This window comes from Terrisphaera buseokensis (assembly GCF_047521145.2).
Classification (GTDB): domain Bacteria; phylum Verrucomicrobiota; class Verrucomicrobiia; order Opitutales; family Opitutaceae; genus ER46.
Window position 1 is genome coordinate 5,900,277 of sequence record NZ_CM134186.1, and the last position, 24,156, is coordinate 5,924,432.

At 64.7% G+C, this 24,156-nt stretch carries 17 protein-coding genes and 1 pseudogene; 9 read left to right on the forward strand and 9 right to left on the reverse strand.

From position 1 onward, the window contains the following. Positions 1 to 10 precede the first annotated feature (10 nt). Together ACLJEU_RS22155 and ACLJEU_RS22160 are read right to left on the reverse strand one after the other, a co-directional pair. Positions 11 to 580, reverse strand: coding sequence for a YkgJ family cysteine cluster protein (locus tag ACLJEU_RS22155; protein ID WP_414662721.1), 570 nt, complete (start codon positions 578 to 580; stop codon positions 11 to 13). Positions 581 to 623: 43 nt separating this feature from the next. Continuing rightward, positions 624 to 1,322, reverse strand: a pseudogene (locus ACLJEU_RS22160) (AAA family ATPase); the annotation flags it as partial. Positions 1,323 to 1,458: 136 nt separating this feature from the next. Between ACLJEU_RS22160 and ACLJEU_RS22165 the strand changes: the two are divergent. The 4 genes from ACLJEU_RS22165 to ACLJEU_RS22180 all read left to right on the forward strand — a co-directional run bounded on the left by ACLJEU_RS22165 (position 1,459) and on the right by ACLJEU_RS22180 (position 7,660). After that, positions 1,459 to 2,139: a response regulator transcription factor gene (locus tag ACLJEU_RS22165; protein WP_414662722.1), complete on the forward strand. Its 681-nt coding sequence runs from the start codon at positions 1,459 to 1,461 to the stop codon at positions 2,137 to 2,139. Next, positions 2,136 to 3,512 (forward strand): sensor histidine kinase, encoded by a 1,377-nt coding sequence (locus tag ACLJEU_RS22170; protein WP_414662723.1) that lies wholly within the window; start codon positions 2,136 to 2,138, stop codon positions 3,510 to 3,512. The genes ACLJEU_RS22165 and ACLJEU_RS22170 overlap by 4 nt, the downstream gene beginning before the upstream one ends. A gap of 47 nt (positions 3,513 to 3,559) precedes the next feature. Further along, positions 3,560 to 6,232, forward strand: a complete 2,673-nt coding sequence (locus ACLJEU_RS22175; RefSeq protein WP_414662724.1) for a PSD1 and planctomycete cytochrome C domain-containing protein — start codon at positions 3,560 to 3,562, stop codon at positions 6,230 to 6,232. 78 nt (positions 6,233 to 6,310) lie between these two features. After that, complete coding sequence (locus tag ACLJEU_RS22180) at positions 6,311 to 7,660, forward strand: DUF1501 domain-containing protein (protein WP_414662882.1); 1,350 nt, start codon at positions 6,311 to 6,313, stop codon at positions 7,658 to 7,660. 48 nt (positions 7,661 to 7,708) lie between these two features. On the opposite strand, the gene clpB is transcribed toward ACLJEU_RS22180, so the two are convergent. The 6 genes from clpB to ACLJEU_RS22210 all read right to left on the reverse strand — a co-directional run bounded on the left by clpB (position 7,709) and on the right by ACLJEU_RS22210 (position 16,212). Next, positions 7,709 to 10,321: an ATP-dependent chaperone ClpB gene (gene clpB / locus ACLJEU_RS22185; protein ID WP_414662725.1), complete on the reverse strand. Its 2,613-nt coding sequence runs from the start codon at positions 10,319 to 10,321 to the stop codon at positions 7,709 to 7,711. Positions 10,322 to 10,486: 165 nt separating this feature from the next. Then, the gene (locus ACLJEU_RS22190) at positions 10,487 to 11,260 is read right to left on the reverse strand and encodes a type III pantothenate kinase (protein ID WP_414662726.1); all 774 of its coding nucleotides are present in this window, start codon (positions 11,258 to 11,260) and stop codon (positions 10,487 to 10,489) included. 119 nt (positions 11,261 to 11,379) lie between these two features. Continuing rightward, positions 11,380 to 12,147, reverse strand: a complete 768-nt coding sequence (panC, locus tag ACLJEU_RS22195; RefSeq protein WP_414662727.1) for a pantoate--beta-alanine ligase — start codon at positions 12,145 to 12,147, stop codon at positions 11,380 to 11,382. Next, a complete protein-coding gene (gene panB, locus ACLJEU_RS22200; protein WP_414662728.1) occupies positions 12,144 to 12,935 on the reverse strand; it encodes a 3-methyl-2-oxobutanoate hydroxymethyltransferase in 792 nt (263 codons plus the stop codon). Before panB ends, panC begins: the two co-directional genes overlap by 4 nt. A gap of 325 nt (positions 12,936 to 13,260) precedes the next feature. Beyond that, positions 13,261 to 15,663 (reverse strand): reprolysin-like metallopeptidase, encoded by a 2,403-nt coding sequence (locus ACLJEU_RS22205; RefSeq protein ID WP_414662729.1) that lies wholly within the window; start codon positions 15,661 to 15,663, stop codon positions 13,261 to 13,263. A gap of 72 nt (positions 15,664 to 15,735) precedes the next feature. Further along, the gene (locus ACLJEU_RS22210; RefSeq protein ID WP_414662730.1) at positions 15,736 to 16,212 is read right to left on the reverse strand and encodes a redoxin domain-containing protein; all 477 of its coding nucleotides are present in this window, start codon (positions 16,210 to 16,212) and stop codon (positions 15,736 to 15,738) included. A gap of 117 nt (positions 16,213 to 16,329) precedes the next feature. Here ACLJEU_RS22210 and ACLJEU_RS22215 point away from each other — a divergent pair, with 117 nt between their 5' ends. Then, positions 16,330 to 16,791, forward strand: coding sequence for a YiiD C-terminal domain-containing protein (locus tag ACLJEU_RS22215; protein ID WP_414662731.1), 462 nt, complete (start codon positions 16,330 to 16,332; stop codon positions 16,789 to 16,791). Positions 16,792 to 16,845: 54 nt separating this feature from the next. Here ACLJEU_RS22215 and ACLJEU_RS22220 read toward each other — a convergent pair whose 3' ends face one another. After that, positions 16,846 to 17,217 (reverse strand): dUTPase, encoded by a 372-nt coding sequence (locus ACLJEU_RS22220; protein WP_414662732.1) that lies wholly within the window; start codon positions 17,215 to 17,217, stop codon positions 16,846 to 16,848. Between the two features lie 459 nt (positions 17,218 to 17,676). Here ACLJEU_RS22220 and ACLJEU_RS22225 point away from each other — a divergent pair, with 459 nt between their 5' ends. The 4 genes from ACLJEU_RS22225 (at position 17,677) to ACLJEU_RS22240 (ending at position 24,155) form a co-directional block, all read left to right on the forward strand. Beyond that, complete coding sequence (locus ACLJEU_RS22225; RefSeq protein ID WP_414662733.1) at positions 17,677 to 18,972, forward strand: translation initiation factor IF-2; 1,296 nt, start codon at positions 17,677 to 17,679, stop codon at positions 18,970 to 18,972. A 144-nt stretch (positions 18,973 to 19,116) separates the two neighbouring features. Next, entirely contained in the window at positions 19,117 to 20,409 is a 1,293-nt protein-coding gene (locus ACLJEU_RS22230) for a UDP-N-acetylglucosamine 1-carboxyvinyltransferase (RefSeq protein WP_414662734.1), read from the forward strand. Positions 20,410 to 20,554: 145 nt separating this feature from the next. Next, complete coding sequence (gene ruvB, locus ACLJEU_RS22235; RefSeq protein ID WP_414662883.1) at positions 20,555 to 21,559, forward strand: Holliday junction branch migration DNA helicase RuvB; 1,005 nt, start codon at positions 20,555 to 20,557, stop codon at positions 21,557 to 21,559. 256 nt (positions 21,560 to 21,815) lie between these two features. Beyond that, positions 21,816 to 24,155 (forward strand): M1 family metallopeptidase, encoded by a 2,340-nt coding sequence (locus ACLJEU_RS22240; protein WP_414662735.1) that lies wholly within the window; start codon positions 21,816 to 21,818, stop codon positions 24,153 to 24,155. Position 24,156: the final 1 nt, after the last annotated feature.

Sequence of the window (24,156 nt, forward strand, 5' to 3'; positions counted from 1 at the left end):
CGGCGACCAATTAATCTCCGGCGGCGGACTTCGTATAAAATCGATTGAGGGCCTGCAGTTTGAAGCGATGGACGACGAGGCTCAAATCGGCGAACTTGGCGTTCGCGGCGGCATCGGCGGTCCCGAATTCCAAGCGGTCGGACATGCGGTGGAAGCGCTCCCCCAACCCGCGGTGCTCGTCGGTGTCGCCCAGTTCGCGCAACAACCGGCGCGCCTTGTCCGCCCGCCGCCGGGCCTGCGTCACGAGCCGGAGGGCCGCGGCGAAGGTGATGCGGCCGGCCTTCGCATCCTTGAATACGCCGCACTCGAACACCCGGCACTGCCACGGCCGATCCGCGTAGATCCGGCAGGTGCGATCCTTGCACAAGGCCGCGCAGGGCTGGGGAAAGCGCGCGACAGCCTCCTTGCCGCGCGACACCTTCACCGGCAGCCCGAGGGCCTTGAGTTTCGCGGCGTCGTCGCCGGCCTCGAGTTTGACGAGGTCGAAGAGCGTGCCATCGCAGCACAGCCCGCACTCCCCGCAGAGTTGCTCGTATCGTTCCACCGCGCCACTCTCCGTGAGACGATGGCGCGATGGCAAGCGGGCTTAGGGCGTGCGCCTCACGAAGGAGCAGGGAGGAAACTCATTTCTTTGCGGCTGACGCCTCCTGCAACGGCGCCAGTTCATCATTGCGCACGGTGAAGGTGATTTCCGAATCCTCCACCATGTCGCCTGCGATCAGCGCACGCGCCAGGCGCGTCTCGAGATGCCGCTGCAGGAAGCGCTTGAGCGGCCGCGCGCCGAACACCGGGTCGTAACCCTTCTCCGCCACCCAGTCCTTCGCCTTCCGGTCGAGCTTCACCGTGACGCGCCGATCCGCCAGCCGCTTGTTGAGGTCAGCGAGCAGCAGATCCACGATGATCGTGATTTCTTCGAGCGTGAGCGGCTTGAAGAGAATCGTCTCGTCGATGCGGTTCAGGAACTCGGGCCGGAACGCCTTGCGCAACTCCGCCATCACGCTTTCGCGCACGCTGTCCGGAATCGAATCGCCCTGCACGCCTTCCAGCAGGTAGCGCGAACCGATGTTCGACGTCATGATGATGACGGTGTTTTTGAAATCCACCGTGCGTCCCTGCGAGTCCGTGATCCGGCCGTCGTCGAGCACCTGCAACAGGACATTGAATACGTCCGGGTGCGCCTTCTCGATTTCGTCGAACAGGATCACCGCATACGGCTTCCGCCGCACCGCCTCGGTGAGCTGCCCGCCCTCGTCGTAGCCAACGTACCCCGGCGGCGCGCCGATCAACCGCAAGACGCCGTGCTTCTCCATGTACTCACTTACGGAAAAGCTGAAGCGGTCCAAGACGCTCCGATACGTGGCGCTTTGCTAAAGGCGCCTTCGACCCGCCGCCGATAGTCGGCGATTTTTGCCCGAGGTTGATTCAGACCTGCCGTAGTGGCTAACTTCTGATCCCGTCATGCGAGTCCTCATCATCGAAGATTCCGAGCCCCTGCGTAAGCCTGTGGTCAAAGCGCTCAAAGCGTCGGGCTATGCCGTAGACGCCACCGGGGACGGCAGGGAGGGGTTTTACCTCTCGCAGGAGCACGCCTATGACGTCATCATTCTCGATATCATGCTGCCGGGAATGGATGGCTGGGAGGTCTTGAAACAACTCCGGGCCAAGGACAACGAGACTCCCGTGCTTTTCCTCACCGCGAAGGAATCAATCGAGGATCGCGTCGCGGGTTTGCGGTTGGGGGCGGATGACTACCTTGTGAAATCGTTCGCGATTGAGGAATTGCTCGCAAGGGTCGAAGCACTGGGCCGGCGCAAGTATGCGCGGCGCTCCCCGCGGCTGACCGTCGCCGATCTGGAACTCGATCAGGCTGCGAAGACCGTGCGGCGAGGCGGCCAGGAACTGAAGCTCGCGCCCCAGTTGTTCGCACTCCTGGAGTATCTGCTGCTGCGCAAAGGCCAGGTAGTCTCCCGCTCGGAAATCGAGGAGCACATCTATGATGCACAGGTATCGCCCGCTAGTAACGTGGTGGACACCGCGGTGTGCGCGTTGCGCCGTGCCATCAGCGTTTCGGCGGAAAGCGCTCCCGTTATTCATACCCGGCGCGGGATGGGTTACGTGATCGAGGATCCGGGCGAATGATCAGTCTTCGCACCCAGCTGCTCGCGTGGCTGCTGCCCGGCTTTGTCCTCGTGTGTGCGGCCGCGGGAGTTGGCGTGTATTTTTCCGTGCGCGACGCCTTCGAGGCGGACCTCGATGCCCGGCTTGGCCGACTCGCCGGCATGGCGCGTCTGGCCCTGAACAACCCAAGCGGCGATGCAACCGGCGGACCGCGGGGCATGACCTTGCGGGCATTTATCGCCCGCGAGGACTTCAAGGCATCGGGCCAATATTTTGAGCAATGGACGCCCGGCGGCACGGCGGAACGAAGGTCGCCCAATCTCGGAGATGTGCATTTGCCGCGTCCTACCCAGTTTGGGCGCGAAGCCGTGCGGTACGACTCGACCCTGGACAACGGCGATCGAGTGCGGGTCAGCGCCATGCGATTTGCCCAGGTGGGAGCCACTCCGGCGGCAGAGTTCGCGGTGGCGCTGAGCCGCAAGGACGGCGACGAAAGATTGTCCCGGTTGGTTGTCCAGTTGGCGGTCGGCGGTCTGGCGGGCTGCGCCGCTCTCTGCGTGCTGCTTGCGCTGGCGCTGCGATTCGCGATGCGCCCGCTGATCCGTCTGGGCGATCAGGCCGCATCCATGGGCGCGAGTTCGCTGCACATGCGATTTCCCGCGGAATCGATGCCGTCGGAAGTCGTCCCCATCGTATCGCGCTTGAACGACCTCATCGCGCGGCTGGAAGAGAGCTTTGAACGTGAGCGGCGCTTCAGCGGCTATCTGGCGCACGAGCTGCGCACCCCGCTGGCGGCGATTCGCTCGACCAGTGAGGTGGCCGCGAAATGGCCGGAGCAATCTTCATCTGAAGACTATGCCGAGATCGCGCGCATCACGACGCGTCTCCAGCAGACCGTGGATACACTCTTGCTGCTATCGCGGACGGAAATTGCTTCCGCGGACGTCGTTCGGGAATCAGTGCCGCTTCGCCCTCTCGTCGAGCAATGTGCCGCCCTGCACGCTGAACGGGTGCGTGAACGCGAGATCACGCTCACGTTGCAGATCCCCGATTCTCTCATTTTGAAGACGGACCCCCGATTGCTGCGCATTGTGGTGATGAACCTGATCGCCAACGCCGTGGAATATACCCCACCGGGTAGTGCAGTAACGATCGCCGGATTCAGCCGGGACAATCCCCTCGAGGTGAGCAACCCCGCGCCGATGCTTCGTCCAGCGGACCTGCCGAATCTGTTCGAACGGCTATGGCGGAAGGATATGGCACGGACCGACTCTGCTCATGCCGGATTGGGTCTCTCTCTGGCGCAGGGTTGCGCCAGCGCACTGGGGTTCGATTTGTCGGCAGACTTGTCGTCTCCCCCCCTCTTGAAGATGTCGCTGCGGGTCAAAAATTGAGCGCTGCGCTCATCTTCTGCTCATCTACCGCGTGGTAAAGTGGCGGCATGAGATCGCTCAGTATTGTCATCGTCGGGGCTATCGCAGCGGCTGGATTGCGCGCGGCTGAGCAGCCCCCCACGGCCGAAGGCCTCGCTTTCTTCGAGAAGAAGATCCGGCCGGTGTTAGTCGATAAATGCTACCAGTGCCATTCAGCCGATGCGGAGAAAATCAGAGGCGGCCTCGTGCTCGACACCCGTGAGGGCATCCGTTCCGGCGGCGACGGCGGCCCGGCGATCGTGCCGGGAGACTTGAGCGCCAGCCTCCTCATCGAGGCGATCCATTATAAAGACGACGACTTCGCGATGCCACCGGAGAAAAAGGGCGGCAAGTTGCCCGACGCGGTGATTGCCGATTTTGAAACTTGGGTGAAGATGGGGGCGCCCGATCCGCGCGAAGCCTCGGGTCTGGCAAAGAAAGCCACAACGGCGGAGAAGGGACGCGACTACTGGGCGTTTCAACCGCCGAAGCGCGAACCGGCACCCGCAGTCGAGAACGCGGCCTGGCCGCGCAACGACATTGACCGGCATATCCTCGCCGGACTTGCAGCAAAAGGACTAACGCCCGTGGGCGATGCGGACAAAGCAGCGTGGTTGCGCCGCGTTTATTTTGATCTGATCGGTCTGCCGCCACCGCCAGACGAAGTCACCGCGTTCCTGAGCGACAAGGACGCAAACGCGTTCGAGAAAATCGTGGATCGCCTGCTGCGATCCCCGCAGTTCGGTGAGAAATGGGGGCGGCATTGGCTGGATGTAGCCCGCTATGCCGAAAGCACGGGCAAAGACATCAACTTGGCGTATCCCCATGCGTGGCGCTATCGCGACTATGTCATTGCGGCCTTCAATCAGGACAAGCCGTATGACCAGTTCCTCCGCGAGCAACTCGCCGGCGACCTCCTCCCGGCCAAGGACGACAAGCAGCGCGCCGAGCAACTCGTCGCGACCGGCTTCCTGGCGCTGGGAACCAAGAGCGTCAATCAGGCGAACCCGCGTCAGTTCGCGCTGGATTTGGCGGATGAGCAGGTCGACACGGTCTCGCAGGCGTTGCTCGGCGTCACCGCCGCCTGTGCGCGTTGCCACGACCACAAATTCGATCCGATCTCGCAGCGGGACTATTATTCTCTGGCGGGAATCTTCCTCTCCACCGAGACCCGCTTTGGCACCTTTTTCGCCGCGCAGAACCGCAGCGCGGCTGCATTGATCGAGCTGCCGAAAGGCGCGGCCGTTCCCGTGATGCCGCGTGTGATGACCGCGCAGGAACGCCAGCGCAAGCAGGCCGAGCTCGATAAGCTGCGCAAGGAAGCGACCGATATGGCCAACGCCACATACCAGGCGGCGGCGGGCGGAGCGAAGCGCGGGCCGCGCAATCAGCAGCAACTGCTCCTGCTGCGCATGAATCAGGTGGGATTGCTGGAAGCGGAGCTGGCCTCGTTTGATGCCGACGGAAAGATGCGCCCGCTCGCGATGGGGGTGCAGGATCAACCCGCGCAGCAGACGTCGTCCGGCGGCAATCCATCGCGCCGCAAACAAACCCCGCGTTACGAATCGAGCACTCCGGACCAGGCCATCGCCTCCCGCCTACTGGAGCGCGACGGCCGCTTCGCTCGCCCGCCCGAGTTCCGGGTCGTCGGCGATTCGCCGCTCTTCGAACGCGGCGACGTGGCGAAACCCGCCGGCAAGGTTGCGCGGGGGTTTCTCCCTGTGCTCACCCACGAGGCGCCGCCGAAAATCCGCGCCGACAGCAGTGGCCGCCGCGAGTTGGCCGAGTGGATGCTGGCTGCCAGCAATCCACTCACCGCGCGCGTCATGGTGAATCGCACCTGGCTCTGGCTCTTCGGGCAAGGCCTCGTGACCACGCCCGACAATTTTGGCACCACCGGAACCCTGCCTTCGAACCAGGCGCTGTTGGACATGCTGGCCGTAAAGTTCCGCGAGGATGGCTGGTCAGTGAAAACCTTGATTCGCGAGATCGTGACGAGTCGCGCCTACCAGCTCTCCTCCACGTTCGATGAAAAGAACTTCACCGCCGATCCGGAGAATACTCTCAATTGGCGGATGAGCCAGCGGCGGCTGGAGGCCGAGTCCATCCGGGATGCCATTCTCGCCGCCAGCGGCCAACTCGATCTCCGGCCGCCGGTAGGTTCGCCGATTGCCGAGCGCGGCGACGGTCCGATTGGCCAGTTCCGGCAGTTTCCCAATGCGGGCGTGCCGGAGGATGTGCTGCTGGAAGCGGGGAGCCGCACCGCCGTGCGCTCCGTCTATCTTCCGATCGCGCGTGAACTGCTGCCGGATGCACTCGCCGTGTTCGATTTCGCCGAGCCCGGGTTTGTGAACGGTCACCGCGAGACGACTACCGTCCCGTCTCAGGCGCTCTTCATGCTCAACTCATCGTTCATTGCTACCGCCTCGCAGAAGCTCGCCGAGCGGGTAATCGCTGCGTATCCGCAAGTCGGCGACGAGGGCGCCACCCTCGCGCCGCGGGTGCAACTCGCCTACCGGCTCGCCTTGTCCCGCGAGCCGAGCGAAACCGAACTGCAGGCCGCGATGAAGTTCTTCGCGAAATTCTCCAGCGTGGCGACGACACCCGACGCCGACGCTGTTGCCACCCAAGCGGCGTCGCCCGCGTGGACCTCGTTCTGCCGCGTCCTCTTTGCGGGCGCCGAGTTCCGCTTCCTCAAATAAGCCTGCTAAATCCATTTTTTAGCCATGACCGCCCTCCACTCTCCGAATCCCCGTTCGCCATTTTTCTCTCGCCGCGAGATGCTCAAGAGCCTTTCGGCCGGTTTCGGTTACCTCGCGTTCGCCGGGCTTGCCGCCCGCGCTGCTTCGCCGGCAAACGCTCTCTCACGCGAGGGACCGCTCGCACCGAAGGCCCCGCACTTCCTGCCTCGCGCGAAACGCGTCATCTTCCTCTGCATGCGCGGCGGGCCGTCACACCTCGATACATTCGACTACAAGCCCAAGCTGATCGCGGATAGTGGAGCCGCCGGGCCGCGTCCCGGGACCAAGCTCCTTGGTTCAAAATGGAAGTTCACGCAGCGGGCAAAGGGCGGGCTCTGGATTTCCGAGCTCTTCTCCAACGTCGCGAAGCATGCCGACCATCTCTGCCTGCTGCGCTCGATGCACACGGACTTGCCCGCGCATCCGCAGGCCTTTTTGCAGATGCATACCGGGTCGTTTCAGTTTGTCCGGCCCTCGCTCGGCGCGTGGACCCTCTATGGCCTCGGCACCGAGAACGAGAATCTTCCCGGGTTTGTCTCTCTGACGCCCCCCGCGGCGTCGGGCGGTGCGCAGAACTATGGATCGGCATTTCTTCCGGCCGTCTATCAAGGCACCCGCCTCGGTGCGGACAACCGACCGATTGCCGGTGCCGAAATCCGAAACCTCAGGTCATCCATCCCTGCTTCGGTGCAACGCGCCGAACTCGACCTGTTGCAGGAGCTGAACCGCGAAGCGCTGCGCACCGACCGCTCCAATGCGGGAGTGGAAGGCGCCATCGAGAGCTACGAACTGGCGTTCCGGATGCAGAAGGAAATGCCGCAAGTGATGGATCTCTCGCGCGAAACTGATGCGACGAAGAAGCTCTATGGGCTGGAGAACCCGGCGACCGCCGACTTCGGCCGCAAATGCCTCCTCGCGCGCCGTCTGTCCGAGGCGGGGGTGCGCTTTGTTGAAATCTCCCACGGCGATTGGGACCAGCACACGAACCTCACGTCCGCGCTCGAGGCGAACTGCCGCTCCGTCGATCAGCCCATCGCGGGGCTGCTCACCGACCTCAAGCAGCGCGATATGCTCAAGGACACGCTCGTCATCTGGGGCGGCGAATTCGGGCGCACTCCTTACGCGCAGGGCACCGATGGCCGTGACCATAACAACCTGGGCTTCACCATGTGGATGGCAGGCGGTGGGGTAAAGGGCGGCTTCAGCCACGGTTCAACCGACGACTACGGCGCATCGGCGCTCGAGAACAAGATGCATGTCCGTGATCTCCACGCTACCATCCTCCATCTGCTTGGCCTCGATCATGAGAAACTGACCTATCGTTACGCTGGCCGAGATTTCCGGCTGACCGACACCAAGGGAAACGTCGTAAAACAAATCATCGCATAGCCATGAGAGCGTGCTCGTTTGGACCCGCAGGTGATCGCCATACGGCGGTCATTTCTTTTCCGCCGGCGCGTGTTCCGTCGGAACCAAAGCGTCTTTTTGCACAGTGAACGTGACGATTGAGCCTTCGCTCATTTCGCCTGAGATCAGAGAACGGGCGAGCTTAGTTTCTACGTTCCGCTGAAGGAAACGCTTCAATGGGCGCGCCCCGAAAACGGGGTCGTAGCCCTTTTCAGCCACCCAATCTTTCGCCTTGGGATCGAGATTCACGGTGATCCGGCGATCCGCCAAGCGCTTGTTCAGATCAGTCATCAGGAGGTCCACAATGCTGGTGATTTCTTCCAGCGTCAGCGGCTTGAAGAGAATCGTTTCGTCGACGCGGTTCAGGAACTCGGGGCGGAACGCCTTGCGCAATTCCGCCATCACGCTCTCGCGCACGCTGTCCGGAATCGAATCGCCCTGCACGCCTTCGAGCAGGTAGCGCGAACCGATGTTCGACGTCATGATGATCACGGTGTTTTTGAAATCCACCGTGCGTCCCTGCGAGTCCGTGATCCGGCCGTCGTCGAGCACCTGCAACAGGACATTGAATACGTCCGGGTGCGCCTTCTCGATTTCGTCGAACAGGATCACCGCATACGGCTTCCGCCGCACCGCCTCGGTGAGCTGCCCGCCCTCGTCATAACCGACGTACCCCGGCGGCGCGCCGATCAACCGCGAGACGCTGTGCTTCTCCATGTACTCGGACATGTCGAGCCGCACCATCGCCGCCTCGGTGTCGAAGAGCGTTTCCGCGAGCGTCTTGGCCAGCTCGGTTTTGCCGACGCCCGTCGGGCCGAGGAAGAGAAAGCTCCCGACCGGCCGGCGCGGATCCTTGATGCCGCTACGCGCGCGCAGGATGGCCTCGGTCACGAGCGTCACCGCCTCATGCTGGCCGACCACGCGTTGATGCAGCACCTCCTCGAGGCGCAGCAGTTTTTCCTTCTCGCCTTCGACGAGCCGGGTCACGGGCACGCCGCTCCACTTGGACACCACCTCGGCGATCTCCTCGTCGGAGACCTCCTCCTTGAAGAGCGTGCTCTGCTGGTTGTGCCCCTTCTGCTCGAGGCGCTTCAGTTCCGCCTCGAGCTGCGGGATCGTGCCATGACGCAGCTCGGCGACCTTGTTGAGATCGTAGGCGCGCTCGGCCTTCTGCATCTCGACCTTCAAGCCCTCGATCTCCTCGCGCAGCTTGCGCGTCTTCTGGAGCGAGGCCTTCTCCTTTTCCCAGGTCAGCTGCAACGCGCCCGCGCCTTCGCGCGCCTCGGCGAGTTCCTTGCGCAGGATGTCGAGCCGGCGCTTGCTGGCGTCGTCCTTCTCCTTCGCGAGGGCCGTCTCCTCAATCTGGAGACGCAGCACGCGGCGCGTGAGCTCGTCGAGCTCCTGCGGCATCGAGTCCATCTCCGTGCGGATCATCGCGCACGCCTCGTCGACTAGATCGATGGCCTTGTCGGGCAGGAAACGATCGCTGATGTAACGATTGGAAAGAATGACCGCGCTCACTAGCGCGTTGTCCTGAATCCGCACGCCATGGTGCAGTTCGAACCGTTCCTTCAACCCGCGCAGGATCGAAATCGCATCCTCGACCGTGGGTTGATCCACGAGCACGGGCTGGAAACGCCGCTCGAGCGCCGCGTCCTTTTCGATGTGCTTCCGGTATTCGTCGAGCGTGGTCGCGCCGATGCAGTGCAACTCGCCGCGCGCGAGCATCGGCTTGAGCAGATTGCCCGCGTCCATCGCGCCCTCGGTCTTGCCCGCGCCGACGATCACGTGGAGTTCGTCGATGAAAAGAATGATGCGGCCCTCGCTCTGCTTGATTTCGGAGAGCACGGCCTTCAGCCGCTCCTCGAACTCGCCGCGGTACTTCGCGCCGGCTACCAGCGCGCCCATGTCGAGGGAGAAGATGGACTTGTCCTTCAGCCCCTCGGGGACGTCACCGCGCAGAATCCGTTGCGCAAGACCCTCGACGATCGCGGTCTTGCCGACCCCCGGCTCGCCGATCAGGACGGGGTTGTTCTTCGTCTTGCGCGACAGGATCCGAATCGTGCGGCGGATCTCCTCGTCGCGCCCGATCACCGGATCCATCTTTCCCTTTCGCGCCAGCGCGACGAGATCGATACCGTACTTCTCGAGCGCCTGGTACGTGGTTTCGGGATTGTCCGTCGTGACACGCTGCGCGCCCCGCACGTCCTTCAACACCGTGAGCACCTTCGCGCGATCGAGACCGAAGCTCTTGAGCAGCTTCTTGAAGGCGTCCGGCTTCGCGACATCGATCAAGCCCAGGAAGAGATGCTCCACGGAGACGAACTCGTCCTTGAGTTTGCCGGCCTCCTCCTCCGCGTGAGTCAGAACCTCGTTGACGGCCTGGGTGACGTAAACCTTCGAGGTGTCGACCGCACCAGTGACCTTCGGCAGCCGCTCCAGCTCGCGTTCGAGCGCGAGGTGCACCGCGGACGGCGGGATATTCAGCTTCTCGAGCATGCCCGGTACGATGCCGTTCTCCTGCGCGAGCAGCGCGGCCAGCAGGTGCCACGTGTCGACTTCGTTATTAGAACGCCGGCGCGCAATCGACTGCGCCTCGGTGACAGCCTGACGCGACATCTGGGTGAGTTTGGCGAAATCCATGGTAGTTCTCCTCTCGCAAGCGACGCGCCAATGTAGGCCAGCTCCCCGCGCCCCGCAAGCGACCGTGCACCTCCATGCGCGGCGGACAACCTGTCCCGCCCGTGTGCCATTGTGCCCGCACGTTTGCCCGGTGTGACGCAACCCCGTGCGCCACTCACCGACGACTCAGGCGTCGCGATTGAGCTCCTGCGCGTATTTCAAACCAAGCAGCACCAACTCCGGCACGACGTCATCGAAGAGGCGCTCGGACTCCAGCAACCGTGAAAAACCGCCCGTGCCGATGACGACTCGCGGTTCATGGGGGAAGGCCTCGCGTGTCAGCTCGTCGACGAGCCGCCGGATGGCGCCGGCGTGGCCGTGGTACACGCCGGACTGGATGCTCTCGATGGTGGAGCGGCCCAGCGCCACGGCCGGGCGCGTGATTTCAACCGTCGGCAGCTTCGCCGTCCGACCCGCCAGCGATTCCACCGAGATGCCCACGCCCGGCAGGATCGCGCCGCCGAGATAATCGCCGCCGCCCGTGACCACGTCGAAGGTCGTCGCCGTCCCGCAGTCGACCACGATCAGATTCGAGCCGGGATGTCGCTGCGTGGCGCCAATTGCGCCGGCGATGCGATCGGCGCCGACCTCGTGCGGGTTGCGGTACTTGACCTTGAGTCCGGTCTTCACGCCGGCCTGCAGCACGAACGGATCGCAGCGGAAATATTTCAGGCATGCACTCCGCACGGGATAGATCGCAGTGGGCACGACCGAGCAAATCGCCACGCGCTGCACCGCGCGCGGATCGACGCCGTTTTCGCGCAGGACCGCGGTGAAGAAGACCCCAAACTCATCCGCCGAGCCGAGCGGATGCGTGGTCTTGCGAAACTGCAGCCGTAGTTCGCCGTCGAATACGCCGCCGTGGAGCTGGGAGTTGCCGATGTCGAGACAGAGTAGCATGGGGGAAAGGGGGGAAGCTACGCGTCGGCAAGTTGAAAGTTGAAAGGTGAAAGGTGAAAGCGCCCAAGCCCGGCCTGCCGACTTTCAACCTTCAACTTTCACCTTTCAACTTCCGGGCCTCACGCATTCAGCCGCACGTTATCAATCAGCCTGACGCCGTCGACGCGAACGGCGGCGAGGCGGACGCCTTCGTAGTCGTCGACGTAGTCCACGTCGAAGCCCCGGACCTTCAGATTGGCGGCCGCCGACGCGGCGTCACGGGCATTGCGCAGGGTCTGGGGAAACTCGGCGGCATGGCACCGACCGAGCAGCGACAGTCGCTGGTTGCGCGAGCTGAGCGCGAGGCCGTCTGTATCCCGCACGGTGGGACACCCGATGATTTCCACCGGGAGAAGAAACGCCTCGACCATCCCGCGGACGAGCTGCAGCTGCTGCCAGTCCTTCTCGCCAAAGTACGCGCGCTGCGGCCGGACCACGTTCAACAACTTCAGCACCACCGTGAGCACACCGTCGAAGTGCCCGGGGCGGTGCGACCCTTCCCACCGCCGGCTGAGCTCCGACTCGGTCACGCGGAAGCGATAGCCGTCGCGATAGAAGTCCGCCACTTCGGGCACAAGGACGGCGTCCACGTAGGGCGCAGCGAGCGCCAGATCCGCCTCGAGCGGACGCGGGTAGTTCGCGAGATCGTTGGGATCGTTGAACTGCGTGGGATTGACGAAAATGCTCAGCACCACGCGATCGTTCTCGGCGCGGGCCCGCTTGAGCAGCGCCTCGTGTCCAGCGTGAAGGGCGCCCATCGTGGGGACAAACCCGATGCTGGCGCCCGCCCAGTCGGCGGAGTCGCGGCAAGCGCGCCAGGCCGGCAGTTCACGGTAAACGCCGTTCATGCCAGCACCTCCGCCTGCGCCGGGAAGGTCGCCGTCCGCACGTCCCGCGCAAAGTGATTGATCGCCTCGAGCACGACCGCATGGCCCTCGGTGTAACGACGCGCGAAACGCGGCTGGAAACGCGCGTCGAGCCCGAGCAGATCCGACAGCACGAGCACCTGGCCGTCGGTCCCCCCGCCCGCGCCGATGCCGATGGAGGGAATGGCGCGTTCCGCGCTGATCGACGCCGCCAGCGCCGATGGCACGCATTCGAGCACAAAGGCGAACGCGCCCAGTTCCTGCAGGCGCCGCGACTCGGCGCGCACGCGTTCCGCCTCCGCGGGCTCGCGGCCCTGGAAGCGGTATCCGCCGAGCTGATGCACCGACTGGGGCGTAAGTCCGAGGTGGCCCATCACGGGGATGCCGCTTTCGACGAGATGGGCGATCACGTCCTCGTGTCCCGCCACGCCTTCGATCTTCACCGCGGTGGCGCCCGCCTGCATCAACGCCCCGGCGGCTTCGGTAGCGGCCAGCCGCCCCCGGCGCGCGGTGAGGAAGGGCAGATCGGCGACGACCATGAAGTCCGGAGCGCCGCGACGGACGGCGGCGACGTGGGTGCACATCATGTCCAGGGTGGCATGCACGGTGGACGGATGACCGTGCACCACCATGGCCACGCTGTCGCCGACGAGGATCGCATCGGCCTCCGATTCCGCCACGAGCCGCGCCATCAGCGCGTCGTAGGCGGCGATCATCACGATCGGGTGTTGTTCGCGCTTCGCGCGCGAGAATTCGAGGATGGACTTCACACCGCCTCCGCAGTTTTCCCACTTCGGAAAACCTGCGGACAGGCGGCTGAGGACGTGGGTGCTTTTCGCATGGCGATGAAGCCTCGGGTCCGAGGAGGGAGGTTGAGGTGTGGGCGTCCGGTCGCGATCGAGTTCGCGCCAGACGCCGGAACCGTCACGGAATCCCGTCGCGGTGCAAATGGAATCTGTGTCAGCGGGGACGGTCGATGAAGTTGAAAGGTGAAAGTTGAAAGACTCTCCAGCCAATCGGCAGAAGTGGCCGAAGGCACAGTAGGCTCTTTCAACTTTCACCCTTCAACTTTCAACTCTTCAGCCTCTGCCTCCCTCACCGCCTGATCTCATACACCTCCACCACACCGACGCCGGGCACGGCGGGTTGATCGCGGCCGGGAATGGAGCTGCGCAGCTCATACGGCCGCACAATCACCGTGAAGCTGCCAGGCGGAAGATCGACGAGCACGCACGGCTCGCGGCGATTGGTGGGCGCGAGTCCGGTCGCAAAAATCTGTTTCTCGCCATAGGAGGCGACGATCGGCTGGAAATCGTTCACACGGTTAATGCCGCCGATGGCATCGCTGCTCCAGTCATCGCCCGTGAGCAGGAGTTCGCCAGCGGCGTTGCGCAGCTCGAACTCGGGGTCGTCCATCACGCCATCGAGCAGGAACGGCGCGCGGCCGAGCGTCGGTCCGAGTACACGAATCAGCAGGCGTTTGGTCGTGCCTGGAACGCCTTCCACCACGAAGCCGCCCACGAGCTCGCGGCCGTCGCGGCCCGCAAAGCCACGGGTCGCGAGATTCACAATCTGCGCGCCGTCCCGTGCGATCTCGTAAGCCTCAACCAGCCCTGAGCCGGTGGTGCCGCGCGCGCCCTCGACGACGGCGGAATAAGCCCCGGGAGGAAGCGTCACCAGCACGGCCGCGTCCGCACTCCCGGCGGCAAACGGAAACGCCCGTGCCTGCGCGGCCGCGGCCGCGATTTCCGCGGCGGACGCCGGATCACCCGTGCCCAGCGGCGTGCCCCAGTGGTCGTTTTCCGCCGCAACCCGGCCCTCAGCGAAGATGCGCAATTGCGGATCGGCGAGGGCGTCGGTGACACCGAAGGCCGCCAGTGCGGGACCGGCGGCTCGAATCAGCATGCGCGCCGGGCGCGTCCCCTGCACCACGAAGCCACCGATCAGAACCTCGTTGCCCGTGCCCACCCGCGCGCGGGTGGCGACATTGATCAGCGAACCCGCGTCGGCGGCGGCCAGCGTTTGCAGGCGGTAGGTCGAGGTGATGAATGCGGTCCGCTCGATCGTCAGCGCTGAATTTGATTCGCCGGGACGCCCCGCCGGAATCCCAAGCGGCACGTTGATCGGCGCGGGCGCGACCACGTCGGGATTCGAAAAATACGCCAGCTCCACGCCGGGCGGATACGACATGATGTCGTGGTATTGGATGTTGTCCGCGCCGATGAAGCGGTAGCCGTAACTGAAGCTGAACGCGCCCTCGCCGCTGAAGGCGTTCTCCCGATCGTGGGCGCAGCCCATGACGTGCCCGAATTCGTGCGGCACGACCGTCGTGCCGGCGATGGCGGTGTACTGAATGATCGAAAACGCGTAGAGCGGATTGGTCGTGTCGCTGGGTCGATCGAGCAGGAAACTCAGCCCGCTGCTCGCGGTATCAGTCCGCTGCAGCGCGAGACACACGATGTCGGCGCCGACGCGGTCGCGGATCGCATGAATCTCATCCATCGCGCCGTCATCCGTAAGATACACCGCCGTCAGCGCGTCGTCCTGCACGCGGGACGGACCACTGCGCGATTCATCGTACGGCGTCTCCGCCACGCCCACGAGTTTCACCCGGGCGGAGATCAGGCTCGCGGCGAAGACGTCGTTGACCTTCGCGATCGCAAGATCGAACGCGCTTTGCAGCGCCGCGGTGCGACTCACACCCGAGAGCGTGGAGAGCACGGCCGGCGTGTGCAGCATCAACACGTGCACCTCGGCCCGCTGCGGATTGTCGGGCGCCGCCATCGCGGCGGGAATCGCGGCCGCATTGCCGGAGGTCGCGCCCGCCGATGCGCGCGGGAGCGCGGCGAACCGCGGGCGGCGCTCTCCGCCGCACGGCGGCACGAGGCCGGGGTCGATGCGATAGAATTGGGCCAGCTCCGCGGTGGCCGCGCGCAGCGCAAACGTGCCGAGCACCGGATCACGGATCTCCGCGTGCAGAAATCCGGCGTTCCAGGTCAGCAGCACACGGCTCGCCGGACGATCCCCAATCCGGCCCAGGCTGAGAAATCGATCCGGACCGAGCATCTCGCTGCCCTCGATCACCAGCGTGAAGGTGCTGCCATCGGGCAGAGGGACAGTGACGCGGCCCGCGCCGGGAGGCTGCCAGAACGGCGACGCCTTGCCGCTCAGCGCCGCGGTGTTGAGCCGCACGTAGTGGATTTTCTGTGACGGCGCGGGCAGCGCCTGATCGAGATCGGCGGCGTCGGCTGGCTGTACATAATGAAAGAGCAGCGGGGTGGTGTTGCCGGAAGGTTCGCCCTCAGTCGCCGCGCCGGAACGCGCGACGGGCGCAGCAGGCACAGAGTTCACCCGGACGTCGGGGACCGGCCGATCGGCAGACGTCGTCGGACGCGTTTCCTGCTTCCGCACCAACCCCGCCAGGAACGTCACCACGGCGACCGCGAGGAGCAACCGCGACAGCCAGCGTCGTCGAGAAGTCTGAGAGCAGGTGGTCATGAACAGGTGGGGACGAGGACGGCTGCAACGCGCGGGGAGTTTCGCCTCCGCCCGATCGAAGGTCCGGCGTGATTACCGCAGGGTCCTGATGACGGCCTGCAACTGCTCGGCATGATTCGCCGGGTCGACCTTGGGCACGACGGCCAGCACGGTTCCGTCGGGCTCGAGCACGTAAGCCGCGCGGGTGGGGCCGACAAAGGTACGGCCGTACATCGACTTCTCGATCAGCGACTCGGTCGCGCGGGCAAACTGGTCCTGCGGGTCGCTGGCGAGGGTGTAGCGGATGCCCTTCGCCGCCGCGTAACGTCCATGCGAGCCGCAGGTATCGCGGCTGATGGCGATCACATTGTAGCCGGCGCGGTCGAACGCGGCCGCATGTTCCACCAACCGATCGTTCTGCCGATCGCAGCTGGGCGTGTTATTCTTCATGTAAACCGAAACAATCGTGCGTCGGGTCAGCAACTCGGCGAAGGCCAGTTCTTTGACCACACCGTCGTGCAGGACTTTCAGGCGAAAACCGAGGGAGAGTTTCTGGCCGGGGGCAATCACAGGAATGGGAAAAGGTGTCGGCCAACCGTCCCCCAACTTAAGCCTGAGATCAACAATACGCTCCGAAAGCCGCAGAGGCTTTGACGGCGTCCGCAAAACCCTCCAAGTTGCGCGCGAATGAAATCGGTCAAGGTCCCCGCTCTGGAGCTTTTCCTCCACGAAATGATCCCGCTCGCCAAGGCGATGGGCGTGGGCGTGGAAGTCAGCGACGACCGATCGTTGGTGCTGCGGGCACCGAAGGAGCAGAATCGCAATTCGCTCAACACCGCCTTTGGCGGCAGTCTCGTGTCGCTCGCCACGCTCGCCGGTTACGGCGTCGTGTGGGAGCTGATGAAGAACGAAAAAGGCGCCGACAAGACCGAGTGGCGCATCGTGGTGAAGGAAAGTCGCGCGGCGTACCGCAAGCCGGTGATCGGCGATCTCCGCGCCATTTGCGAACGTCCGGCGCAGGCCGCCATCGCAGAATTCAAGGAAGCCCTGGGCCGCTATGGCAAAGCCAAGCTGAAGCTCAAGGCCTCCATCGTCGAGAACGGCAACGTCGCCGTCGACGTGACCGCCGCCTTCGTGGTGTCGCGCTGAGCGCCACTCCTTGACGGCCGGCCGTCAAGGACGTCCGGCCGCGGCGGTACGAACTCAGATGTGCTTGGAGTCCGTCTCGTCCTTCTTGACGTATCCGCTTTCCTGACGCGCGTGGTTCACGGCGTTCTTCTTCAGGTAGGCCTGGTAGACATCGTCGGCGGTCATGCCGAGCGTCTGGGCCAGTGAGACGAGGAAGTGAAACAGGTCGACGACCTCGACCTTGGCGTTCTGCTCGTCGAACTTCTGGTATTTCGCCCACCACTTCCACGGCACGCTGTCGATCAGCTCCGCCGTTTCCTGCTGCATCGCGCGCGTGTAGTTGAGAATCCACTTCGCCTTTTCCTCGTCGGTGGGCGGCGGCAGGTTGACGCCAATCCGGCGGTTGAGCGCATCCTGCATCTGGAAGATCTCCTCGAGTTTATCCATCCCGGCAGGCTGTGCTTCGGGCCCTCGCACTGGCAAGACTACAAGAAACTACGGGACGAGGAAGGAGGCCTCACGCGAGTCGGGGCCGGAAGAGGCGGGCAATTCAGAAGCCAGGAAGCCAGGAGCAATCCCACCGAGAAGGAACGGAGCGGAGCTTTGGGTGGGTGAAAACAATGCGACAGCGGGCAATCGGCGGATCGGTATCGACCAAAACCACCCTGCCCACGTCCGAAATTCCGATTCCTGGCTTCCTGGCTTCAAAATTGGCCCCTTCCGGCGGTTTTCCGCCCGGAATTGCCACTTGCCACTCGTGGCCTGCTGGGCGAGCGTGCCTGTCCATGCATCCGTTGAGCGCCACCGCGCTCCGGGTGCGCCAACAAACACGGCGCTCCCATGTTTTCCCGAGCCCAGGCAAAGGACGACGCCCGGTGAGCCGCCTTCATCCCAACCAACACACACATGTCAGATTCAGAAAAGTCCGGCGCGCCGAATGCGGTCCCCGCCGACTTGTCCGCCTCCGCCAACGCGGCGGCGGAGGCAGCCCCGGCCTCGCCCGCCGCCGCGGCTCCCGTCAGTCCCGCAGCGGCGTTTGGCTCGTTCGGCGCTGCGCGCGGATCCGGCCTCGCCCGCGGCAAGCGGCCGTCAGCCGTCACAGCACCCGCCAACGCCCCCGCGGTTCAGGCGGGTTACAAGCCGACCTCCCTCGCGGTCATCACGCCGGTGACGGAGTACAAGAACCCGTTCACCGGGGAAACCTCGGTCAACACCCCCCGTACCAACGAGCCGGCTGAGCCGGCCGCTCCTGCTCCCGCACCCGCTCCGGCCCCTGCCCCGGTGGTCGCCACGATTCCGGCCCCGCGCCCAATCCCGGCGCCCGCTCCGGTCGCAGCCGAGAGTGCTCAACCCGTTCACTTCGCCCCGGCTCCCCAGGCCGAGCGAGCCCCGGCACCCGCCGCGGCTCCCGAGACCACAGTCAAGTCGGAGCTCAATATTCTGCCCCCGGAAAGCCCCAAGCGCACCGAAATGCGCTGGGAATCCGGTGCCGGCGCGGCGGGCGAGACGACCTCGCCGAAGCCCGACGAGCGAAAGACCTTCCAGACCTCGCGCGAGCGTCGCGAAAACCGCGAAGGAGCCCGTCCGACGGAGCAGCGCGAACCGCGGCAACACCGCGATCCGCGCGACGTTCGCGATCAGCCCCGTGACCCGCGTGACCAACCCCGTGACCCACGCGACCAACCGCGCGATCCGCGCGATGTCCGTGAGCCGCGCAGTTTCGAACCGCGCCAGCCGCGTCGCGACGACCGCAAATTCGAACCGCGTTCGCCGCAACCCGCTCCGGAGCGTGCTCCGCAACCCGAGCCTGAAAAGAAATCGGGTGGCTTCGTCGGCTGGCTGAAAGGCCTGTTCGGCGGCGGCGACAAACCCGCCGATGCGACGGCAAAAGACTCGTCCGGCGAGCCGCGTCGCGACGGCGATTCCCGTCACGGCGGTTACCGCGGTGGCGACGGCGGCCGTGGCCGTGGTGGTCGTGGCGGCCAGGGTGGTGGCGGTTATCGCGGTGAGAACCGTGGTCCGCGGCCCGACGCTGGTCCCGGTCGCGGCGAAGGCGACGCCCCGCAGGGCGGCGAAGGCGAATTCGGTGGCCAGCGGCGGCGCCGCCGTCGCGGTGGCCGGGGTCGCTTCCGCGGCGAAGGTGGCGGCGATCGCGAACGCGGTCCGAACCCCGAAGGCCAGCAAGGCGGCGGCGCGATTTGAGCGAACCGTGAATTAGATCGCGGCTCGCGTTAATTCTTGCCGAGCGCGCCGCACCCCGCGCATTTCAAGGCGTCCGTTCTGCCCACGAGCAGGACGGGCGCCTTTTTTTATTTACGCCTCCAGCCTTCGATCTCCCGCGTCCTCATGGCCGATCTCATCGTCAACGGCGGCAAGCCCCTCTCGGGCACCATCACGCCGTCCGGCAACAAGAACTCCATTCTGCCCATCCTCTGCGCCACACTGCTGACGGATGAGCCGGTCGCGCTGCTGAACGTCCCGGACATCACCGATGTCGGCAAGCTGGTGACGTTTTTCCAGGAACAGGGTTCGCGCATCGCATGGGACAAGGCCGCGGGCTCGATGGCCATCGATCACTCGACCTTCGATCCCGGCCGGCTCAAGGGTGAACTCCCCTCGGGCATGCGTTCGTCGGTGCTGCTGTTTGCCCCGCTCCTGCAGCGGATGAAGAAAATCACGCTGCCCACGAACGCCAAGGGCTGCTCGCTCGGGATTCGCGAACTCGATCCGCATCTGGAAATCCTGGAGAAACTCGGCGCCACGATTTCGCGCCGCGGCGATCTCACCCTGCGCCTCGCGAAGAAGTTCCGCGGCGCGCGCCACTGGCCGGATTACATGTCGGTGACCGCGACGGAAAATTTCGTCATGGCTGCGGCCATCGCCGACGGCGAGTCGACCCTGCTCAATGCCGCGAGCGAGCCGCACGTCCAGGATCTCTGCGCTGTCTTGATCGCGATGGGCGCCAAGATCGACGGCCTCGGCACGAGCAAACTCTGCGTCACCGGCGTCGAACGCCTGCGCGGCGGCACCTTCACGATCAACACCGACTATCACGAGGTCGTGACCTTCCTCGCCCTCGGCGCGATCACCGGCGGCGAGGTGCGGGTGAAGAACTCCCTGCCGCATCACTTTGATCTGATGACGCGCGCATTCGCCCGGCTCGGGGTGAAGATCGAACACAAGGGCGACACCGCCATTGTCCGGCGCAACCAGTCGTTGGAAATCACGGCGCCGTTCACCACGAATCTCCTGCCGAAAATCGAAGCGGCCCCGTGGCCGTACTTTCCCGTGGATCTCCTGCCCTGCATGATCGCGCTGTCGGTGCGGGCCAAGGGTGCGATCCAGTTTTGGAACAAGGTCTACGAGGGCGGCTTCACCTGGATGCCGGAGCTGTCGAAGTTCGGCGCGCACGTCGTGGTCAGCGATCCGCACCGCATCATCGTCTTCGGCGACCGCCCCCTCCGTCCGACCACGGTCGACGCGCCCTACATCATTCGCGCCGCCGTCGGACTCTACATGGTCGCCGCCAGCATTCCCGGACGCTCGATCGTGAAAAACGCCGACACCATCAAGCGTGCGCATCCCAAATTCGTGGAGAATCTCCGGACGCTCGGTGCCGAGGTCGAATGGAAGGGCTGAAGAACTGCGGATTGGCGATTGCGGATTGCGAATTTCAGGCCGGACCGACCCTCTCTCATTGAATCATGCTACTCCCGTGACGAAACCCGGTACCCGCAATCCGCAGTCCGCCATTGAACCGCCCGCGGCGCGCGGCCTTGGCTACATCACGAGTGCTCTGGCCGCGCCGGTTTCCCCGGTCGAAGCCGCGCTGCGTCCGCTGTCATTCGCCGACTTCACCGGCCAGCCCAAGACGGTCGAACGCCTGCAGGTCATGGTCGGCGCCGCCAAACGTCGCGGCGATCCGCTCAATCACATTCTGCTCTCCGGTCCGCCGGGCCTCGGCAAGACGACGCTCGCCTTCATCCTCGGCAACGAACTCGGCAAGAGCGTCCGCGTGACCTCGGGTCCGGTGATTGAAAAGGCCGGCGATCTCGCCGGGCTGCTCACGAATCTAGAGGAGGGCGACATCCTCTTCATCGACGAAATCCACCGGATTCCGAAGACCGTCGAAGAGTATTTGTATTCGGCGATGGAGGACTTCCGCCTCGACATCATGATCGACCAGGGCCCGAACGCCCGGAGCGTGCGGCTCACGATCCCGCGTTTCACGCTCGTTGGCGCCACCACCCGCAGCGGCCTGCTGACCGCGCCGCTGCGCTCGCGTTTCACGTTGCAGACCCGGCTCGACTACTACGACCGCCCGACCCTGGAAGGCATTGTCCAGCGCAGCTGTGGGCTGCTCAAGGTGCGGATCGACGTCGGCGGCGCGACCGAGATCGCGACGCGCGCGCGCGGGACCCCGCGAGTGGCCAACAACCTGATCAACTTCTGCCGCGACTTCGCCCAAGAGCGCGCCACCGGCACCATCACGCAGCCGATCGCCGCGCGAGCGCTTGAACTGCTCGAGATCGATGCCGCCGGCCTCGACGAAATGGACAAGCGCATGCTGCGCGTGATGGCGGAGAACTACCGTGGCGGTCCGGTCGGCATGAGCACGATCGCCGTGGCCGTCGGCGAGGAAGCCGAAACGCTCGAGGAAGTGCACGAGCCCTTCCTCATCCAGGAAGGTTATCTCCAGCGCACGCCCCAGGGCCGCGTGCTGACCGCCAAGGGCTACCACGCCGTCGGCCTCAAACCGATCACCGGCGAACAAAGCTCGCTGCTCTGAGCCAACCCAGCAGCGCACCTCCCGCGAATCACGCGAACGGACGCGAATGCCGGCGGTGGGATCGAGTCCGCTTTCTCCCGTCAGGCTCTCCGCCGCGTGAGGCCTGACCAAGCTTGGTTTTGATTTGCGCCTATTGGCGGGATTCGCGGGCAGCTGGCTGGCTGCGGCTGACCAGACGCCGCGGGCCTGCGATGCCGCGCCAACTTAATCTGGCCAGCGGTAGCGTCTCAGCGTTGGCTCGGAAGCGTTCCCTCCCATGCGCCGAATCCTTCCACTCTTCGGCCTGCTGGCGCTCGGCGTCACGCGGGCGTTTTCCGCCGGTGCGCCGGTCGACAAGTTCCAGCAACTCGAGCAACTGCTCCCCTCGCCCAACGCCCAGCGCAACGCCGCCGGCGCGCCCGGGCCGGCTTACTGGCAAAACCGCGCCGACTATCGCATCGAGGCCAGCCTCGACGAGCAGACTCACCAGCTGACCGGGCGCGGCACGATCACCTACCATAACGCTTCTCCGGATACGCTCACGTATCTCTGGTTGCAGCTGGACGCGAATCTCTTCGCGCACAACTCCGACGCGCGCATGCTGGCGCGGCCGCCCGCCGACCTCACGCGCGTACCCTATCGCACGCTGCAGGAAATGGTCACCGCCGAATCCTATTCGAGCGATCTCGTCGTGAACGAAGTGAAGGACGCCAGCGGCCGCATCCTCGATCACACGGTCGTGAAGACCATGATGCGCGTCGATCTGCCCGCCCCCCTCGCTCCCGGCGGCAAGTTCACTTTCTCGCTCGGCTGGCGCTACCGGCTCAATCCCGCCAAGGGCTCCGCCTCGCGCACGAGCTACGAGCTCTTTGAGAAGGACGGCAACGCGCTCTACGTCGTCGCGCAATGGTTCCCGCGCCTCGCCGCCTACACCGACTATACCGGCTGGCAGCACAAGCAGTACCTCGGCACCGGCGAGTTCACGCTCGAGTTCGGCAACTACGACGTCCAGCTCACGGTGCCCGACGATCACGTGGTCGCCTCGACCGGCACGCTGCAGAATCCAGCCGCCGTCCTGACCGCCGCCCAGCGCGAGCGTCTCCAACAAGCGGAGACGGCCAAGGCGCCGGTGTTCATCGTCACGCCCGACGAAGCCAAAGCCAACGAGAGCCACCGGCCCGCCGGCACGAAGACGTGGAATTTTCGCGCCGACAATGTCCGCGACTTCGCCTTCGCGACCTCGCGCAAGTTCATCTGGGACGCCATGGGCGCAAGCGGTCACACGCACGCGGGCAAGCCGGTGCTCGCGATGTCGTTTTATCCCAAGGAAGGAATGCCGCTCTGGGACAAGTACTCGACGCACGCGATCGCGCATACGCTCGATGTCTATTCGCGTTTCTCCTTCCCGTATCCCTACCCCGTCGCGATCTCCGTGAACGGCCCCGTCGGCGGCGGCATGGAGTATCCGATGATCTGTTTCAACCGGCCGCGGCCCGAGGACGACGGCACCTATGCGAAGCGCACCAAGTACGGTCTTATCGGGGTGATCATCCACGAGGTCGGCCACAATTATTTCCCGATGGTCGTGAACTCCGACGAGCGCCAGTGGACTTGGATGGACGAGGGCATCAACTCGTTCCTGCAGCAACTCGCCCAGGAGGAATGGGAGAACAACTGGCCGCAGCGCCGCGACGCCCGCGAGCTGCCCACCTACATGCGGCGCACGGATCGCGTGCCGGTCATGTCGAATTCCGAATCGATTCAGGATCTGGGCAACAACAGCTACGCGCAACCGGCGGTCGCGCTGAACATCCTGCGCGACGTCGTCATGGGTCGCGCGCTGTTCGACCACGCGTTCAAGACCTACGCGCAACGGTGGATGTTCAAGCGTCCGGTGCCCGCGGATTTCTTCCGCACGATGGAGGACGCCAGCGGCGTCGATCTCGACTGGTTCTGGCGCGGCTGGTTCTACAGCACGGATCGCGTCGATCTCGCGATCGAGCAGGTGCGGTGGATCCAGCTCGATTCCAAGGATCCCGCGATCGAGAAGCCGAAGAGCGAGTCCGAGAAGAAAGCCCGCCCGCAAACCACCACGCGCGCCTTGAACGCCGCCCTGCCGAAACGCGTCGATCGCTTTCCCGATCTGAAGGATTTCTACGACAGCTACGACGAGGCTACCGTCCTCCCGAGCGAGAAGAAGGCGCACGACACGCTGGTCCGGGAACTCACCAAGGCGAAGATCGATCCGGCGCTGCTCAAGACCGCGCGCAATTTCTACCTGATCGACTTCGCCAACCTCGGCGGCCTCGTGATGCCGCTGCCGCTGCGCATTGAGTACACGGACGGCACCACCGAGGAGATGCAGCTGGGCGCCGAGCTGTGGCGCTACAACACGGACAAGAGTTCCAAGCTGATCATGACCGCGAAGGAAATCCGCGCGGTGACGCTCGATCCGCGCGACGAGATGGCGGACTGCGATCTCGAGAATAATTTCTGGCCGCGGCGCCCGGTGAAAACGAAGTTCCAGCTCTTCAAGGAAGCGGAGGAAAAGAATCCGCTGCGCGAACTGACCAAGCCGGCGGCGAAAGACGCGGCAACCGACGCCGCCAAGCCCTGAG

Coding starts and splice junctions, on each gene's coding strand:
- ACLJEU_RS22190 (WP_414662726.1), bottom strand. CDS start 11,260: ATGCTACTCTGTCTCGACATCGGCAACTCCCAGCTCCACGGCGGCGTA.
- ACLJEU_RS22215 (WP_414662731.1), top strand. CDS start 16,330: ATGAAATCGGTCAAGGTCCCCGCTCTGGAGCTTTTCCTCCACGAAATG.
- ACLJEU_RS22230 (WP_414662734.1), top strand. CDS start 19,117: ATGGCCGATCTCATCGTCAACGGCGGCAAGCCCCTCTCGGGCACCATC.
- ACLJEU_RS22180 (WP_414662882.1), top strand. CDS start 6,311: ATGCTCAAGAGCCTTTCGGCCGGTTTCGGTTACCTCGCGTTCGCCGGG.
- ACLJEU_RS22220 (WP_414662732.1), bottom strand. CDS start 17,217: ATGGATAAACTCGAGGAGATCTTCCAGATGCAGGATGCGCTCAACCGC.
- ACLJEU_RS22175 (WP_414662724.1), top strand. CDS start 3,560: ATGAGATCGCTCAGTATTGTCATCGTCGGGGCTATCGCAGCGGCTGGA.
- ACLJEU_RS22165 (WP_414662722.1), top strand. CDS start 1,459: ATGCGAGTCCTCATCATCGAAGATTCCGAGCCCCTGCGTAAGCCTGTG.
- panC (WP_414662727.1), bottom strand. CDS start 12,147: ATGAACGGCGTTTACCGTGAACTGCCGGCCTGGCGCGCTTGCCGCGAC.
- ACLJEU_RS22225 (WP_414662733.1), top strand. CDS start 17,677: ATGTCAGATTCAGAAAAGTCCGGCGCGCCGAATGCGGTCCCCGCCGAC.
- ACLJEU_RS22240 (WP_414662735.1), top strand. CDS start 21,816: ATGCGCCGAATCCTTCCACTCTTCGGCCTGCTGGCGCTCGGCGTCACG.
- ACLJEU_RS22170 (WP_414662723.1), top strand. CDS start 2,136: ATGATCAGTCTTCGCACCCAGCTGCTCGCGTGGCTGCTGCCCGGCTTT.
- clpB (WP_414662725.1), bottom strand. CDS start 10,321: ATGGATTTCGCCAAACTCACCCAGATGTCGCGTCAGGCTGTCACCGAG.
- ACLJEU_RS22205 (WP_414662729.1), bottom strand. CDS start 15,663: ATGACCACCTGCTCTCAGACTTCTCGACGACGCTGGCTGTCGCGGTTG.